The 17,020-nt window shown below is 70.7% G+C and carries 11 protein-coding genes; 4 read left to right on the top strand and 7 right to left on the bottom strand.

Going from position 1 to position 17,020, the window contains the following annotated elements; genetic code table 11:
* Positions 1–42 precede the first annotated feature (42 nt).
* Both LIN44_RS01485 and LIN44_RS01480 read right to left on the bottom strand, forming a co-directional pair.
* The gene (locus LIN44_RS01485; protein ID WP_227313251.1) at positions 43–765 is read right to left on the bottom strand and encodes an OmpW family protein; all 723 of its coding nucleotides are present in this window, start codon (positions 763–765) and stop codon (positions 43–45) included.
* 269 nt (positions 766–1,034) lie between these two features.
* Positions 1,035–3,020 carry an alkyl/aryl-sulfatase gene (locus LIN44_RS01480; RefSeq protein ID WP_227313250.1) on the bottom strand — a complete coding sequence of 662 codons (1,986 nt, stop codon included), beginning with the start codon at positions 3,018–3,020 and terminating at the stop codon, positions 1,035–1,037.
* A 185-nt stretch (positions 3,021–3,205) separates the two neighbouring features.
* Here LIN44_RS01480 and LIN44_RS01475 point away from each other — a divergent pair, with 185 nt between their 5' ends.
* Positions 3,206–3,868, top strand: coding sequence for a TetR/AcrR family transcriptional regulator (locus LIN44_RS01475; RefSeq protein WP_227313249.1), 663 nt, complete (start codon positions 3,206–3,208; stop codon positions 3,866–3,868).
* On the opposite strand, the gene LIN44_RS01470 is transcribed toward LIN44_RS01475, so the two are convergent.
* The 5 genes from LIN44_RS01470 to LIN44_RS01450 form a co-directional block, all read right to left on the bottom strand.
* Positions 3,869–4,822, bottom strand: coding sequence for a delta(1)-pyrroline-2-carboxylate reductase family protein (locus LIN44_RS01470; protein ID WP_227313248.1), 954 nt, complete (start codon positions 4,820–4,822; stop codon positions 3,869–3,871).
* Between the two features lie 94 nt (positions 4,823–4,916).
* The gene (gene pbpC / locus LIN44_RS01465) at positions 4,917–7,142 is read right to left on the bottom strand and encodes a penicillin-binding protein 1C (RefSeq protein WP_227313247.1); all 2,226 of its coding nucleotides are present in this window, start codon (positions 7,140–7,142) and stop codon (positions 4,917–4,919) included.
* Positions 7,139–7,843 (bottom strand): lysoplasmalogenase, encoded by a 705-nt coding sequence (locus LIN44_RS01460; protein ID WP_227313246.1) that lies wholly within the window; start codon positions 7,841–7,843, stop codon positions 7,139–7,141. Before LIN44_RS01460 ends, pbpC begins: the two co-directional genes overlap by 4 nt.
* On the bottom strand, positions 7,840–13,911 hold the full coding sequence (locus LIN44_RS01455; protein ID WP_227313245.1) for an MG2 domain-containing protein: 6,072 nt from the start codon (positions 13,909–13,911) through the stop codon (positions 7,840–7,842). The genes LIN44_RS01460 and LIN44_RS01455 overlap by 4 nt, the downstream gene beginning before the upstream one ends.
* Before the next feature lie 107 nt (positions 13,912–14,018).
* The gene (locus LIN44_RS01450) at positions 14,019–14,504 is read right to left on the bottom strand and encodes an Lrp/AsnC family transcriptional regulator (RefSeq protein WP_227313244.1); all 486 of its coding nucleotides are present in this window, start codon (positions 14,502–14,504) and stop codon (positions 14,019–14,021) included.
* Between the two features lie 169 nt (positions 14,505–14,673).
* Here LIN44_RS01450 and phhA point away from each other — a divergent pair, with 169 nt between their 5' ends.
* The 3 genes from phhA (at position 14,674) to LIN44_RS01435 (ending at position 16,942) form a co-directional block, all read left to right on the top strand.
* Entirely contained in the window at positions 14,674–15,603 is a 930-nt protein-coding gene (gene phhA, locus LIN44_RS01445; RefSeq protein ID WP_227313243.1) for a phenylalanine 4-monooxygenase, read from the top strand.
* A gap of 176 nt (positions 15,604–15,779) precedes the next feature.
* Complete coding sequence (locus LIN44_RS01440) at positions 15,780–16,079, top strand: 4a-hydroxytetrahydrobiopterin dehydratase (protein WP_026164049.1); 300 nt, start codon at positions 15,780–15,782, stop codon at positions 16,077–16,079.
* Positions 16,080–16,237: 158 nt separating this feature from the next.
* A complete protein-coding gene (locus LIN44_RS01435; protein WP_012354320.1) occupies positions 16,238–16,942 on the top strand; it encodes a response regulator transcription factor in 705 nt (234 codons plus the stop codon).
* The last annotated feature ends 78 nt before the right edge of the window (positions 16,943–17,020 follow it).

The following is a 17,020-nucleotide window of genomic DNA, read 5'->3' as shown; positions in this document are numbered from 1 at the left end:
GCGCCCCACGGACGCCCTTTTGTTCAGCCTGCCGTGTGCCGCTCAGAAGCGGTAGCCCACGTTCAGGTACGTCACCACCGGATCGATCTTGATCTTGGTGTGCGACTGGATCGTCACCGGCCCCGCCTGGGTGGTGAACGAGGCCCGGGTCGAGATCGGGACATAGGACACGGACAGGCCGACGAACCAGTTGTCGTTGATGGCGTAGTTGGCGCCGATATTGAACACCGGGTTCCACGACGGCTTGGCGCTCGCGGTCATGCGCGCGCCCGGCGCGAACTCGCGGTTGACGAAGTTCTGGTTGGTGATGGTTTCGTCGGTGAACCAGGTGTAGTTCACGCCGAGGCCGACATAGGGACGGAACTTGGTCTTGGCGTCGAAGAAGTGGTACTTGACCACCAGCGCCGGACTCCACTGCTTGACCGAACCCAGCTTGCCATACTGGGCGTAGTTGCCGGTGCCCTTGACGTCATGCTTGGGCGGAATGCCGGCAACGATCTCGCCGGAGATGTTGTCGGTAAAGTAGTGGCTGAAGGCCAGGCCCAGCGTGTCGGCGGACTCGATTTCCGCGCCGGTGTTCGGCCGGGTCATGCCGACCGGGCGGCCGCCGATGCTGTCCACGGTGAGCGGATCGGCGGAGCTGTTCGGCATCACGCGGAACCAGCCCAGGCTGACGATATTGCTGCCCGCGGACTGCGCGTGTGCGGCTCCGGTCAGCGCCATCACGGCGCCGGCGGCCAGCATCTTCTTATAAGTCGATTTCATAATCCTCTTACTCCTCTTTCGGTAACTGCCGCGTGCATTATCCGGCCAGCCCCCGCGCGGTTGTTTCATCAATGACACAGATTCGTAGAGGACGCCCCCTAAAGGCAGGGTTAACCATGAAAAAAGCGGCGGCAGCGGCCCGCCGGGGACGCGGGTCCGCAGCGTCCACGCAACGGTTTATCCCGCAAGGCGGAAAAAACCCTCACATGGAAGCGGTTTTATAGGCCAGACGCGCAACAGCGCACGCGCGCCGGCCCCGCCCGCTGCCGTCAGGGCGTGACGATGGCGAAGTTCGGCTCGGACTTGTCCATCAGCCCGGCCCACGCCGCCAGCGCCTGCGGGTCGCCCTCAACGCGCGCGCGGCCCGCCTGGGTTTCCGCCGCCAGCGTGGTCTGGCCGGCCAGCACGCCCATCAGCACGGCGCGCGGCATGGTCAGCGTGGCCTGCGGCGCGGCGTGCTGCGCGTCGGCCTTGTAGCGGAACACGCCGTTTTCGACGGTCAGCGCGAAACGCTTGCCGGTGTCCGGCTGCACCCAGTTCAGCGCCAGCGTCTTGCCGGCGGCACGGTCGCCGTTGAGGCTGATCGCCAGGTAGTCCAGGAACATGGTGTCGGTCATCGCGCGCAGCACGTCCGGGCTGCCGGCGCGGCGGCCGGTCCTGGGCGGCCCGGCGCGCAACTCGGCGGCGCCGCTCAGGTAGGCGTTGCGCCAGGTCGACGATTCCGCCTGGTAGCCAAGCTGCTCCAGCGCATCGGCCTCGAGCTGGCGCGCCGCCTGGTTGGACGGATCGGCAAAGACCACGTGCTTGACCACCTCGGCGACCCAGCGGTACTCGCCGCGCGCGTAGGCGGCGCGGGCCTGCTCCAGCACGCGTGCCGCGCCGCCCATGAATTCGACGTAGCGCTTGCCCGCCTCTTCCGGCGGCAGCGGGTTCAGGTTGGCCGGGTTGGCGTCATACCAGCCCAGGTAGCGCTGGTACACCGCCTTGGCATTGTGGCTGACGGTGCCGTAGTAGTCGCGCAGATGCCATTCGCGCGCCAGCGACGGCGGCAACTTCACGCGCTCGGCGATCTCGGCCGGCACGTAGCCCAGGTTGGCCAGCCGCAGCGACTGGTCGTGGATGTACTTGTAGCCGTCGCGCTGCTTGCCCAGGTAGGTGACGATCTCCTGGCGGCCCCAGGTGGGCCAGTGGTGCTGGGCGAACAGCACCTCGGTGCGCGCGCCGAAACGGTCGATGGTCTGGTCGAGCGCGCGCCACCACTGGTTGGCGTCGCGCACCTGGGCGCCGCGGATGGTGTAGAGGTTGTGCAGGTTGTGGGTGGCGTCCTCGGCCGCGCACAGGGCCTGCCACTGCGGGAAGTACATCAGCATCTCGGCCGGGGCTTCGGTGCCGGGCGCCATCAGGAACTCGATCTGCACGCCGTCGATGGTGCGGGTTTCGCCGGTCTTGTGGATCAGGTCGGTCGGCGCGATCAGCGTCAGCGTGCCGTGCGCGACGGCCTTGCCCAGCCCCACGTCGACCTGGCCGGTGGCCGAGCGCGGCAGGTTGAAGCCATACATGTACTGCGCGCGGCGGCTCATGGCGTTTCCGGCGAAGACGTTCTCGCTGACGGCTTCTTCCATGAAGCCTTCCGGCGCCAGCACCTTGACCCGGCCCGCCTTGACGTCTTCCTCGCTGACGACGCCCTTGACGCCGCCGAAGTGGTCGCCATGGCTATGGGTATAGATCACCGCCACCACGGGCTTCTTCGGCCGGTGCCGGAAGTAAAGCTCGAGGCCGGCGCGCGAGGTTTCCGTCGCGGTCAGCGGGTCGATCACGATCAGGCCGGACTCGCCCTCGATGATGGTCATATTGGCGATATCGAAGCCGCGCAGCTGGTAGATGCGGTCGGTCACCTGGAACAGGCCGTGGTGCAGGTTGAGCCGGGCCTGGCGCCAGAGGCTGGGATTGACCGTGGCGGGTGCCGTCTCGGGCTTGAGGAAGTCGTAAGGCTCCAGGGTCCACACCACGTTGCCCCTGGCGTCGCGGATCTCGGTCTTGTCGAGCGTGCCGATAAAGCCGCGGCGCGCCGCGTCGAAGTCGCGCCGGTCCTGGAACGGCAGTTGCTGCAGGACGGCGGCGTTGGCGCGGGCGGTGGCGTCGGTGGCGGGCTTGCCCGCACTGGCCGCGGCGGAAGCGGCACCGGCGGTCCCGGCAAGGCTTAAGGCGGCAGCCAGCGCGGTGGCGGCGGCGGCAAAGGCAGTCGGATTCGGCATCCTGGTCTCCTGGATCCTGCGCCCGGCGCGGGCAGGTGGCCGGCAGCGCTTATGTCATTGTGCTGAACGTTCAGTACAATTCAGGAGTTTGCTGGCAGAGCTCGTCTACTGTCAAATAGAGCCCGGCCGCCGACGCCGCGTTGCGCCCACTTTTTGCTGCACCGCCTTTTTTGCCGCCCCCATCCATGCCACCAACCCGACAGTCCGCCGAACGCGCCGCCCCCACCCCTTCCGCGCCGATCGCCAAGAACCGGCGCGGGCTGGACACCCGCGAACGCGTGCTCGCGGTCACGCGCGGGCTGATCAGCGCGCATGGCTATGCCGAGGTGACCCTCGACCAGATTTCGGCCGAGGCCGGCGTGGCCAAGAGCAGCCTGCTCTGGCATTTCGGCAGCAAGGAAATGCTGCTGGCGGAGGCCGCCACCAGCCTGTTCCGCCAGATCGGCAACGAGTTGGGCGCAGAGCCGCACCGCGGCAGGACGGCGGCACGGCGGCTCGAGAACAGCTTCGACCGGGTCGCCGGCTATCTCACCGCCAATCCCGAGGCCAAGGGCGTCGTGCTGGCCCTGCTGTTCTCCGGCAGCGTGCCGGCCAGCGTGCGCGAGGAAATCCGCCGCAGCTGGGACGGCCACGTGCAAGACCTGGTGGCGGCGCTGTCGTCCCCCGGCCGTCCGCTGCCCGCGCCGATGGCGCGGCTGATGATCGCGACCATCCATGGCTGCTACTGCCACTGGTACGCCAGCGACCGCAGCGAACCGATCGCCGCCTTCCTGGCGCCGGCGCGCGAGTTGTTCGGTGACTGGCTGCGCAGTCGCGACCGCGAACGCGACCGCGAACGCGAGCGCTGATCAGGCGCGGCTGGCGAGCACGCACGCCGCCAGGTCCCACAGCGCGTAGCCCACGCTCTTGAACACCAGCGGGCTGCCGGTGCGCGCGCGGATGGCGTCGGCCTGCAGGATCGCGCTCTCGAACGGCTGCACGTCGGCCCAGTCGATGCCGGCCTGCAGCAGGTCGCCGGCCTCGTCCTCGATGCCGAACAGCGTATCGGCCAGCAGGCGGCCGTGGTCCGCCGCGGCGTGGCACAGCGCCGGCGGCAGCTCGCACATGTCGGGACGGAACGCACCGACCGCGGCAATGAAGTGCTGGTCGCGCCAGAGGCCGCTGTCGAGATCCGGCAGCACCGGGCTGCGGCTCGACGTCACCGTGACCACCATCGACACGCGCGGCAATACCGCCGCGACCGACTCCGCCACCTGCGCTTCCACCCCCAGCGTGCGCGCATGCGCGGCCAGCGCCTCGGCCTTGTCGCGCGTGCGCGAATGCAGCCACAGCCGGCGCACGCCCAGTCCGGCGACGAAGGCCTCCAGGTGCGTCAGCGCCTGCACGCCCGCGCCGACGATCAGCAGTTCGCCATCGGGCCGCGCGGCAAAGCGCTGCGCCGCCAGCAGCGACACCGCCGCGGTGCGCCGCCCGGTGACGGTGGGACCGTCGAGCATGGCCAGGCGCGCGCCGGTGTGCGCGTCGGCCACCACCACTTCACCGAGGATGCTGGGCAGGCCGCGCTGCGGGTTGCCGGGATGCACGGTGATGTTCTTGGTCATCACCAACTGGCGGTTGCGCGCCGGCATCACCAGCAGCGTGCCCGCGCCCTGCTGCGCATCGCCGACCGGCAGCGCGATGCGCGGCGGCGCCATGGCGGTGCCGTCGCGCAGTTCGGCCAGCATGTCGGCAATGGCTTGCGCCAGTTCGGGATACGGCAGGCGTGCCGCGGTGGCGGCGGCATCGAGGGCAACGAGGGACATGCGCGGGCTCCTGCGGGATATGGCGAAGCGCCATTATTGCCCACCGCCACCGGCGGTTGGCCGCGGCGCGGGTCCGAACACGTCGATGCGGGCCTCAGTGCCGGGCCGCGGGCACGGGCGCGCGCACCGAAGCGCCGCGCACCTCGATGCCGATGCGGTCCACCACCTTGCCGGCGGCATCGAGCAGTTCCACCTGGTGGCGTCCCGGCCAGGGCAGCCATGCCACCTCGCCGCCGCGTCCGAGCGGCTTGCCGTCCATGCGCCAGCTGACCGCGCGCGCCGACTGGCCAGCCACGCCCTGCGCATGGAACCACACGCGCTGCGAGGCCGGCGGCATGTCGGGATCCAGCGCAAACACGGTGCCGTCGGCCGGCGTGGCGATCATGGGCGTGCCTGCGCGCGCGGCGGGCGCGCCCACGCTGACGCGCCGGATCGCGGTGCCCGCCAGGAACACTTCTTCGCGCGCGGGCTCCAGGCCGTCGTCGAAGCGCAGCGCCACGCGCTCCACCCCGGCGGGCATCGCGGGCGCGAGACTGGCGCGCCCCTGGTGCAGGACTTCCATCACGTCGTGCCACACCGGCGCCGCGCCCGACACGCCGGAGACGTCGCGCATGCTGGCGCCGCTGGCATTGCCGACCCACACGCCCACGGTGTAGTGCTGCGACCAGCCGATGCACCAGTTGTCGCGCATGTCCTTGCTGGTGCCGGTCTTCACCGCGGTCCAGAAGCGCGTGGTGAGCGGGCTGTCGAGGCCGAAGGTGCGGGCGCGGGCATGGCGGTCGGACAGGATATCGGCGACCACGTAGCTCGCGCCCGGCTGCATCACGGCCTTTGCCGGCACAGCCGGCACGCCTTGCCGCAATCGTGGCGGCGCATAGCTGCCGCCATTGGCGAGCGCGCGGTAGGCATTGGTCAGCGCCAGCAGCGACACATCCGCGCTGCCCAGCGCCAGGCTGTAGCCGTAGTAGTCGCCCGCCTCGGTCAGCGGCAGCCCCAGCGCCACCAGGCGCTTGTGGAAGCGGTGCGGGGTCACCATCACCAGCGTGCGCACCGCCGGCACGTTCAGCGATGCCGCCAGCGACGCGCGCAGGCTGACCCAGCCGGCATAGCGGTGGTCGTAGTTCTGCGGCACGTAGAGCCCGCCGCCCACCGGCAGGTTCACCGGCCGGTCGTCGAGCAGCGAGGCCGCGGTCAGCCGCTTCTCTTCCAGCGCCTGCTCATAGAGGAAAGGCTTGAGCGTCGATCCCGCCTGGCGCAGCGCCGCGGCGTGGTCGACCTGCGCGGCGCCGGACAGCGCGCCGGACGAGCCGACGTAGGCCAGCACGTCGCCGCTGGCGTTGTCGATCACCACCACCGCGCCGTCCTCGACATGGCGTCCGGCCAGTTCGCGCAGGTGGCGGTCCAGGCTGGCGACGGCAGCGCGTTGCAGCCGGGCGTCGAGCGTCGATGCGATGCGCGCGGGCATGGCGGCGCCGGCTGGCAGCTGCGTGCGGGTCTCGCTGACCAGGTGCCGCGACAGGTGCGGCGCCAGCGGCCTGAACCCCGCCGATGGCGCGGCCGCCGCGGCGCGCTGCGCCACCGGCCCGGTGCGCAGCAGCGCCAGTTGCGCAAAACCTTCCAGGCCGTCGCATTCGCGCGGCAGGCGCATCTCGCGCAGGATGCCGCAGGCACGGCTGGCCACCTGCGCCGCGCGCGCATTGGGCGCGCGCACCAGCGCCACCGCCAGCGCCGCTTCGCGCGCATCGAGCCCCTCGGGGTATTTGCCGAACAGCACCTGCGACATCGCCGACAGGCCCACCAGTTCGCCGCGGAACGGCACCAGGTTGAGGTAGGCCTCCAGGATCTGGTCCTTGCTCCAGCTGCGTTCCAGCACCGCGGCACTGGCCGCCTGCCCCAGCTTCTGCGTCAGGCTGCGCCCCTGCCCCGGCGCGCCGGGGCGGCGCAGGTCTTCATCGAGCAGGCCGGCCAGCTGCATCGTCAGCGTGGAGGCGCCACGCGTGCGCGTGTTCCACAGGTTGGCCCAGGCGGCCGCGGCCACGCCCTGCCAGTCGACGCCGCTGTGCGCATAGAAGCGCCGGTCCTCCGACAGCACGATCGCCGTGCGCAGCGCGGGCGAGGTGTCGGCCAGCGCCACCCAGTCGCCGCGGCGCGCGCGGAAGTCGTCGCGCACGCGGCCCACCGGCTCGCCGTGGCGGTCCAGCACCACCACGTCGGCGCTGCGCCAGTCGGCGCGCACCTGCGCGAACGTGGGCAAGGCCGCGGCCGGCGCGGCCCACGCCAGCGCCGCCGCCAGCGCCACGACAGCCACGCGCCGCTTCATGGCTGCGGACGCCCCGATACCAGCCCAGCCACCAGCAGCACCTGCGCCGCGGCGTAGGTCCACCAGATGCCCAGCTGGAACGATTCGAACGGCACCAGGAAGCGCGCAATGCCGATCATTAGGTCGGACGCGGCAAAGCACAGCGCCCCCAGCGCCGCCAGCGGCGTCGGCAGGCGCGCCACCAGCGCGCTGCACACCATGGCCGCGAGCACCCCCACATACAGCGTGACCGGCACGGCCAGCGTGCCGAGGTTGGGCCAGAAGCGGCCCAGCATGGTGCCCGCCACGCCGAGCATGGCGCCGCAGGCAACCAGCCGGTGCGGGCGGGTGTCGCCGGCCAGCGGCACCAGCAGGCGCAGGTAGGCCAAGTGCGCCAGCAGGAAGGCGCCGAGCCCGCCCATGAATGAGAATGACAGCGTCGGCAGCGCCAGCAGGAAATCGCCCAGCGCCGAGCACAGCAGCGCGGTGACCAGCCAGCGGCGTTCGCCGGGGACGCGGTGGAACCACGCGGCGCGCGCCAGCAGCAGCGCCATCGCCGTCTTCCACGCCGGCTGCATGGCGATATGCCCGGTCAGCGGCGCGCCCTCGGGAAGGTCCAGCGCCACCTGCACCAGCAGCGCGCCGTAGATGAGGCCGGCCATCGCGCCCGCGAGCCACCACTCGCGCACGCGCGCCGGCATCATCATCGCCAGCCAGCTCATGGGCGCGCCCCCACTGCCAGGCGCGCATTGGGCGCCACGCCGAATACATCGGGCGCGTACATCGCCTCGACCCGCGTGGGCGGCAGCGCGAACTCGCCGGCGTTGTTCAGCCGCACCGTGTATTCGACCGAGACCTTGCCCTTGGGCAGGTAGCCGAAGTACTCGCGATAGGCCTGCGGCGTGCGCTCGACATAGGCCGGCCACGCCGCGCCCTGGCGCCGCTCGCCGCGCGTGGCGATGGCCGAGTCGCGGCCCAGGCCGCTGCCCAGGATGGTCGCGCCCGCCGGTACCGGATCGCTGACCACCACCCAGGTCATGTCGGCCTGCGCATCGATCTCCAGCTTGACGCGATAGACGTCGCCGCGCGACCACTTGCCCGGCACCGCCTGCTCCTGCGGCGTGACGGTGCGCTGGATGCGGTAGCCGGCGGCCAGCGGCGCGGTCACCGGCACCGCCGCCATGGCGCGCACCGTGGCCCACGGCTGGCCCGCGCCCACCTGCTCCACCTGCAGCGTGCCGCCCTCGGCCGCGGCCGGCCACGGCAGGTCGACGCTGCCCTGCGCCACGCCGTCGCTGCGCTGCGCGCGCGCCCAGTCGAAGCTGCGCTGGGCGTCGCCGGCATTGCTGAGGCTGGCGCGCGTGGTGCCGGCCACCGGCGTCTTCTCGAAGGCCTGCGCAAAGCGCGTCACCGCCAGCATGCCCCAGGCGTTCGCGGTGGTGGTGCCCCAGGCGCCGTGCACCTGGCGTCCCAGCAGCCCGGTGGCCAGTTGCGGCGCATCTTCCTTCCAGCCCGGCAGCTCCGACGCCAGCGCCAGCAGGCGCGCGGCGTTGACGTCGCCGCCGGCCATCATCCACCACCAGTTGTCGTTGCGCTCGGTGGAGAACGCCAGGCGCGTGCCCTGCACCGTCAGGCGCGAGCGCAGCAGTTGCTGGGCCTCGGCCAGGCGCTGCTCGCGCTGCGGGATGTCGTGCACGCGCGTGAGCAGCAAGGCCCAGTCCAGCAACGCCGAGGTCGGCCATTGCGCCGGCAGGATCTGGATCGATCCGAGCATGCGCGCCTGCGCATGGCCGGTGCGCGACAGCGCCTCGAGCGCGGCCAGCTTGCGCACCTCCAGATACTGCGTGCCACCCACCGGCGACCAGCTGTCGCGGCGGATGCGGCCTTCGACGAAGTCGGTCAGGCCGCGCTCCATCTGCGCGCGCTGCGCGTCGGGAATGCGCAGCGCCAGCCCCGCGCGCGCGGCTTCGTCGGTCACCGCCAGCAGGTAGGCGGTCAGCACTTCGCTGCCATAGTCGCTGTCGCTGTTCAGCGGGAAGTACGAGGCCAGGCCGTTGGCATCCAGGTAGGACGGCAACTGCGCCATCAGCGCATCCCACGCGGCGCTGTCGTTCAGGCCGATGGCTTTCGAGGCGCGCTGCTCCAGGCAGGTGAACGGGTAGTTGCGGAACCACTCGCGCACGCCCGGCATGCCGCCCGCCAGCGACGACTGGAAGCTGACCTGCACCCCGCCGCGCACCTTGCCGGCCGGATCGGCGAGCGCGCCCGGCGGCGCCTTGACCGGGATCGACAGCGACGGCGCCACCTGCGCCAGCGTGGCCTGCTGCACCGTGACCGGCACCGCCGGCACGATCTGCTGCGACACCTTGATGCGGTCCGCGGCGCTACCCGTGCCCTGCTCGCTGGCCTGCACTTCCCACATCACGGTGCCGGTGCGCGCGTAGGCCAGCAGCGCTGGCGCGGTCACGTCCCAGCCGATCTCGCGCGCTTCGCCCGCGGGAATCTGCACGGTCTGCGCCGCCAGGCCGGCTTCATTGCCGAGCAGCGTGCCGCGCGCGCTGGCCTGCACCGTCATCGCACGCTTGGTGGTATTGCGCAGCGTGAACATGGCGCGGTAGCGGTCGTCCTCGCGCACCAGCGGCGGCAGGCCGGAAATCACCTGCAGGTCCTGCGTAGCGGCGATGGTGGCGCTGCCGGTGCCGAAGCGGCCCAGCCCCAAATCCGCCACCGCGACGATGCGGAAGCTGGTCAGCGAATCGTTGAGCGGCACCTCGACGCTGGCCCGGCCCTCTGCGTCGAGCTGCACGCGCGGGTTCCACAGCAGCAGCGTGTCGAACAGTTCGCGCGTGGGGCTCTTGCCACCGCCGCCGCCCGCCGGCACCGCCTTGCGCCCGTAGTGGCGGCGCCCGATGATCTCCATCTGCGCGGTCGCGGTTTCGACGCCGTAGCCGCGCCGCTGCAGCATCGCGTCGAGCAGGTCCCAGCTGGTGTTGGGCATCAGCTCCAGCAGTGCCTGGTCGACCGCGGCCAGCGCCACTTCGCCGTTGGCGGCGGGCTTGCCGTCGGGCAGCTTCACCTGGATTGCCACGCGCGCCTTGCCGCGCACCGGGTAGCTGGTCTTGTCCGGGGTCACGGCGACGTCGAGCCGGTGGCCGGCGTTGCCGACGCGGATCTCGGCCAGCCCGAGCCGGAAGGCCGGCTTGGACAGGTCGACCAGCGCGGTGGGCGCCGCATACTCGCGCCCTTCGCTGCGGAATGCGCGCCACCACTCGCCCGGCTGGCGCCAGCCCCAGGTGAAGAACGAATACCACGGCACCTCGTGCAGGCGCCCGCGCAAGGCCAGCACCGACACGTAGACGTTGGGTCCCCACTCCGGCTTCACCTGCACGCGCACGGTGGGATCGCTGCCGTGCAGCTCCACCACCTGGGTCTGGTAGATGCCTTCACGCTCCACCGCCACCAGCGCGGTGGCGTGGCGGAACGGCATGCGCACCTGGAACACCGCAGTGTCGCCCGGCGCATAGGACTTCTTCTCCGGCAGCAGGTCGATGCGGTCATGGTTCTCGCCGCCGAACCACAGCTCGCCCTGGCGCGTGACCCACACCGTCGAGGCGGCCTGCGCGGTGCGGCCGTCCTTGTCGCGCGCGCTCGCTACAAGCTCGATCTGGCCGGCCTGCTCCAGCGCCACCTCGCAACGCGCGCGGCCCTGGGCATCGGTGCGGGTTTCGCACACGGTGCCGAGGTCACGCGTCTCGGTACGGTTGTCATAGCGGTAGAAGCCGCCCACCACGCGCTTGCGCGCCGAGGTGGTGAGGCGCGCGCGCGCATTGATCTTGACCGGCGCGTCCGCCACCGGCTTGCCGTTGACGTCGAGCACCACGCCATGCACGGCCAGCTTCTGCCTGACCGAGACCCAGTCGTCGGTGCGGATGCCGGCCACCACTGCCGCCGGCCATACCGGCACGGTCTGGCGCAGCGTCTGGATCTCGCCGTTGGGGTCGGCAAAGCCGGCCTCGAGCACCAGGTCGCGCGGGGCCTCGGTCTTGGGCAGCTTGCGCAGCGTCACGCTGCCGTTGCCGTTCTTGTCCAGCGTCAGCGGCAGCTTGTCGGCGACCAGCTTTTGGCCATCGGCGCTGGCATCGCCCTGCTGGTCCTCGTCCATCTCTTCGTCGCCGCCGCTTTCGCGCTGCGCGCGCGGCGGGTTGAACGAGAACTCGTCGTAGCCGGGGAAGCTGACGTACTTGTCGCGCAGCAGCGCGGACACGCGCACCGGCAGCCCGGCGGCACCGCCGCCTGACAGATAGTGGATCTCGACGCCCACCGGCAGTTCGGCCGGCGCCACCACGGGCCCGGCCTTGCCTGCCACCTGCAGCGTGCCGGCGAGCACCGGCAGGCGGAAGGCCTCGACCCGGAAACTGCCGCTGGTGTAGCTGCGCGCGCCGCCATCGTCTTGCGCACCGTCGCCCTTCTGCGTTTCCAGCTCGACCGTATAGACCCCCAGCTTGGCCGCCGCGGGCACCTGGAAGGTGCTTTCCGCGCTGCGCCCGCCGGTCGCGGTCTGGCGCCATTGCAGCGGCAGCTCGTAGCTCTGGCCGCTGCCTTCATGGCGAATGATCACGCGCGTGGGCAACGGTCGGCTCGCCGGCGGCAAGGCAAAGCCCTGCGCGGTCTCGGCGCGGATCAGGTGCTTCATCGACACGGTTTCGCCGGCGCGCAGCAGGGTGCGGTCGAAGATGGTGTGGGCGCGCACGGTGGGCGTGGCGCTGGTGTCGGTCGGCACGTTGAAGCGCCAGCTCTCGATGCCGCGATTCCAGTCCGACATCACGAAGGCCATGTCGGCCTTGCCGCGCGCCTGCGGGTGGGTGGCCGCGATGCGGGCGGAGACGAAATAGCCCGACAGGCCATTCTGGTCGCACGCGCTCCCGGGTGCCGCGGCGAGTCTGGCAAAGCGCGCCAAGCCGCTGGCATCGGTACGGCCTTCGCCCAGCAGGCGCCCGCTGCAATCGCGCACCGCCACCGCGGCATCACGGACCGGCTTGCCGTCGTCCAGCGCGGTGACCCAGGCCACCCCGCTGCGGCTGCCGTCGTCCTCATTGCCGCTGCTGCGGCCCAGCTTGAAATGCACGCCCAGGTTGGTGACCAGCGCCGCGGTGCGCACGTACATCGGCGCGCGCTTGCCCAGCAGCGCCTCGCCCAGCATCGGCGAGGCGATCTCGACCACATGGAAGCCGGGCTCCGGCAACGGGATGCCGACCACCTCGAACGGCCGCGGCGCATCGCCCGACGGCTTGGGCACCGCCAGTTTCTGCACACCCGGCGCGCGCTCAAGCAGCGACACCGAGCGGGTTTCGATCGACACCGCGTTGCGCGGATTGTTGACGCGGTATGGCGAGCGGCCCGCCAGCACCGCGTCGAGTTCGCCGCGCGTATAGCTGGCCTCGTGCAGGCGGCGCACCAGGCCCAGCCACTGCATCACGGCAGCGTCGTCGTCGACGCGCAGCTTCATCACGGTGCCGGCCCGGGCCTGCACGCCGCGCACGGCAAGATCGGCTTCGACATTGCGCAGCGTCACCGGCAGCAGCGGCGGATAGTCAACCGCCGACTTGCCGCGCGGCAGCTCGCCGAAGCGCTCGACCACGCCGAACGGCGCCGCGGCAAACTTGGCCAGCGGCGGCATCGCGGCCGTGGCCACCTTGAGCGGGAACAGGTCCGCATTGGCCAGCGCGCGGCCGCTGTCGTCCTGCAGCTTGCGCGGCACTTCGATGGTGAACTGGGCCTTCTCGGCGAACGGCGCGGCGAAGGTGAGCGCAGTGACGCTCGCGTCCGGCGCCAGATCAGGGTCGAACTGCGGCGCGCGCGGGCCCGACGGCGTCTTCAGCACCACGCCCTCGGCCAGCTTGCGCGGCACCGGCGCGGAGAACGTCACCGACATCGGCCGCAGCGGCGTGCAGGGCGACTGCGCGTGCTCGCGCTCGCAGCTGAAGCTGGCGGTGAATGGTTCGCGCACGGTGTAGTCGAAGCGGCGTTCCTCGCGCGTGGCGACGCCCGACGGCGTGGCGATGCCCGCGCCCAGCACCAGCTGCACCCGCGCCGCGGCCGGCAGCCGCTGCTGGCAGGCGAGCAGGTGCACCGCATCGGGCGCCGGTTTGGCGAGTCGGTCCCAGCGGATCGCCTCGAGCACGGCCTCGCGCTCCTTGCCGGCCAGCAGCCGCACCGGGATGCGCTCGCCCAGCCCCTGCGCCTGGCACCAGGCGTGCTCGCGCACCGAGGCCGCGGTGGCGGCGCCGTTGAAGCGCAGCGCGAAGACCTGGTCTTCCTCGATCTCGCCGCCGGAAGGCCGGCTCGAGACCACGGTCGGCCCACCAGTCTCGAAGCGGTATTCCGCCTTGCCGGCATAGGCGGTGCCGGCCTCGCTGCGCAGGCCGGCGCGCATGCGCACGGTGCAGCGCACGCCGGGAGGGAGGTCGCTGGCGAAGTCGTAGACCCAGTTCCTGGCGTCGATCCAGCGCGCCTGGCCGCTGGTGCTGGCGCCGGTACAGGAGACCGCCGCGGGCGCGGTGGCCTGGACATCGCCCATCGGCACCATGGCTTCGTCGAAGCGGATCGCCACCTGCCGCACCTGGCCCACCGTGCCTTCCGGCGAGAAACGGGTCACCTGCGCTGCCAGTGCGCCGCCGGCCAGGCTGGCCAGCGCGGCCGCCAAAGCCACCGTCGCAGAGGCCCGCGCCAGGTGCGATTGCTGTAGCGAACTGCCAAGACCCCGATCGACTCGGGCGACGATCCCCTTCATCCTGCCATCCTCCGTTCCCGCCACGTTTGCGGCACCCGGCGAGGGTGACACGCACGCCACAGGAGTGCAAGACCGGCACGCGCCGGCAAGGCGCTACGCAGGCAATTTCAGCGCAGGTGCGACAGCGGCAGCGGCCCCTCGCACTTGATCGCGGTCAGCACGATGTTCGACCGCACGCTCTCCACGCCGGGCACGCGCATCAGCCGCTTCATGGTGAATTCGGCCAGCGTGGGCAGGTCCGGCACCACCACGCGGATCAGGTAGTCGGCCTCGCCGGCGACGGAATAGCACTCCTGCACTTCTTCCAGCAGCAGGATCTCTTCGCGGAAGCGCTCGATGATGGTGTCGCCGTGATGCGCCAGCTTGACGCTGACAAAGACCACCACGCCCAGCCCCAGCGCCTGCGAGGACAGGCTGACGCGGTATCCCGTGATGACGCCGTCGGCTTCCAGCCGCGCCAGCCGGCGTCCGACCTGGCTCGGCGACAGGTGCACGCGCTCGGCCAGTTGCTGGTGCGTGGTGCGGCCGTCGGCCTGCAGCGCGCTCAGCAGGGCGAGGTCATACGCGTCGAGGGAAATACTTTGGGCAGCCATACATGAATCCCGCATCCATACGTCGATATATGCGCATTATATGCATGATCCTCGGTAATCGAGCGGACTATGCGGACAGATTGCGGCTTTTGGCGCCTAAACTACGCAGTAAATCCGCATTCATGCTGGCGCCGATGCAGCCAGCACGCATTCAAGGAGACGCAAGCCAATGTCCATCGCCATGGCCAACGAAGCCCCCGGCGCCTTCCAGGGCACCCTGACCGACAAACTCAAGGAACAGTTCGACGCCGGCCTGCTGTCCGGCCAGGAACTGCGCCCGGACTTCACCATCGCCCAGCCGGTGCACCGCTACACCAGCACGGACCACGCCATCTGGCGCAAGCTGTACGAACGCCAGGCCGCGATGCTGCGCGGCCGCGTCAGCGACGAATTCCTGCAGGGCCTGGCCACGCTGGGCATGGAAAAAGACCGCGTGCCGGACTTCGACCAGCTCAACCAGACCCTGATGCGCGCCACCGGCTGGCAGGTCGTCGCCGTGCCCGGCCTGGTGCCCGACGAGGTGTTCTTCGAGCACCTGGCCAACCGCCGCTTCCCGGCCAGCTGGTGGATGCGCAAGCCCGAGCAGCTCGACTACCTGCAGGAGCCCGACTGCTTCCACGATGTGTTCGGCCATGTGCCGCTGCTGATCAACCCGGTCTTTGCCGACTATATGGAAGCCTACGGCAAGGGCGGCCTGAAAGCTGCGGGGCTGGGCGCGCTGGAGATGCTGTCGCGGCTGTACTGGTACACCGTCGAGTTCGGCCTGATCCGCACCCCGCAAGGGCTGCGCATCTATGGCGCCGGCATCGTCTCGAGCCAGGGCGAGTCCATCTACAGCCTGGACTCGGCCAGCCCCAACCGGATCGGCTTCGATGTGCGCCGCATCATGCGCACGCGCTATCGCATCGACACCTTCCAGAAGACCTACTTCGTGATCGACAGCTTCGAGCAATTGTTCGACGCCACCCGCCCGGATTTCGCGCCGCTGTACCAAGCGCTGCGCGCGCAGCCGACGCTGGGCGCCGGCGATATCGCCGAGGGCGACCAGGTGCTCAACGCCGGCACCCGCGAAGGCTGGGCCGATACCGAAGACATCTGATCCGGCGCGCCCGGCCAAACCCCGGGGCGCCCTGCCCCAACCCTGCTCCATTTCCCGCTTTGTGAAACAATGCCGGCATGCCCGCCGCCCCGGCGCGGGCGGGCCGGCTGTCCGCCTGGTGCGCCCCCTGCGCACTGCGCGACCTTCTTTTTTCCAAGATCCAGATCGAGCCCACCATGACCCCTCTTTCCCCGCAAGCCCGTGCCACGCTGCTCGCCGAACTGCCCGGCTGGACCACCGTCGCCGACCGCGATGCGATCTTCAAGCGCTTTACCTTCCACGACTTCAACGCCGCCTTCGGTTTCATGACGCGCGTGGCGATCCAGGCCGAGAAAGCCGACCACCACCCGGAATGGTTCAACGTCTACAACCGCGTCGACATCACGCTGTCGACGCACGACGCCAACGGCCTGACCCAGCGCGACATCGACCTGGCCCATTTCATCGAGCGCGCCGCCGACGCGGTGACCAACTGACCCGGCCGGCCGCGGCGGCGGCTGTAGGCTAACCGTAAGGAAGCCGGGGGCGGCGCCTAGTACAATCTGCGGCAGGCCCGCATCGCCGTGTGCGCGGTGCGGCCCATCCTGCCTGCCCGCCTGCCAGCCATGCCCAACGTCCTTCCCGAGCTGCCGCCATGCGTATCCTGCTGATCGAGGACGACCGCCAGATTGCCAGCGGCGTCGAAGCCGGCCTGTCCCGCGCCGGCCACCAGGTACGCGTCGTCCACGACGGCGTCTATGCCACCGAACACCTGCTGCGCGAGCAGCATGACCTGGTCATCCTCGACCTGGGCCTGCCCGGCATCGACGGTATGACCCTGCTGGCGCGCTACCGCGCCCGCAACCGCACCACGCCGGTCATCATCCTGACCGCGCGCGACGAGCTCGAAGACAAGCTCTCGGGCCTGAACGCCGGCGCCGACGACTACCTGATCAAACCCTTCGCCCTGCCCGAGCTGGAAGCGCGGGTGCGCGTGCTGCTGCGCCGCAGCCAGCATGGCGAGGCCGCGCCCGAGCGCGACGTGCGGCTGGGCCGGCTGCGGCTGTCCGGCAACGACCGCCGCATGTTTATCGACGCCCGCCCGCTGGAGCTGTCGCCGCGCGAGTTCGCGGTGCTGGAGCTGCTGCTGCAGCGCCAGGGCCGCGTGGTCAGCAAGGCCCAGCTGCAGGACCACCTGGCCACCTTTGCCCACCCCGCCGGCGAGGGCGGCGATACCGTCGGCGACACCGCGATCGAGGTCTACGTGCACCGCGTGCGCAAGAAGCTCGAGGACAGCGACGTCGAGATCGTCACCGTGCGCGGCTTCGGCTACCTGCTGCAGATCCGCGCCGGACAATGAAACCGCTCCGGCCGCCGTGGCTATCCCCGCGGTTATCCCCGCAGTTGTCCCACACGCGGCCCTGTCCTTTGGCCTAGC

Source organism: Cupriavidus sp. MP-37 (genome assembly GCF_020618415.1).
In the GTDB taxonomy this organism is placed as follows: Bacteria; Pseudomonadota; Gammaproteobacteria; order Burkholderiales; family Burkholderiaceae; genus Cupriavidus.
Note: the sequence above shows the minus strand (reverse complement) of the source record. Positions and strands in the feature narration are given on the sequence as shown.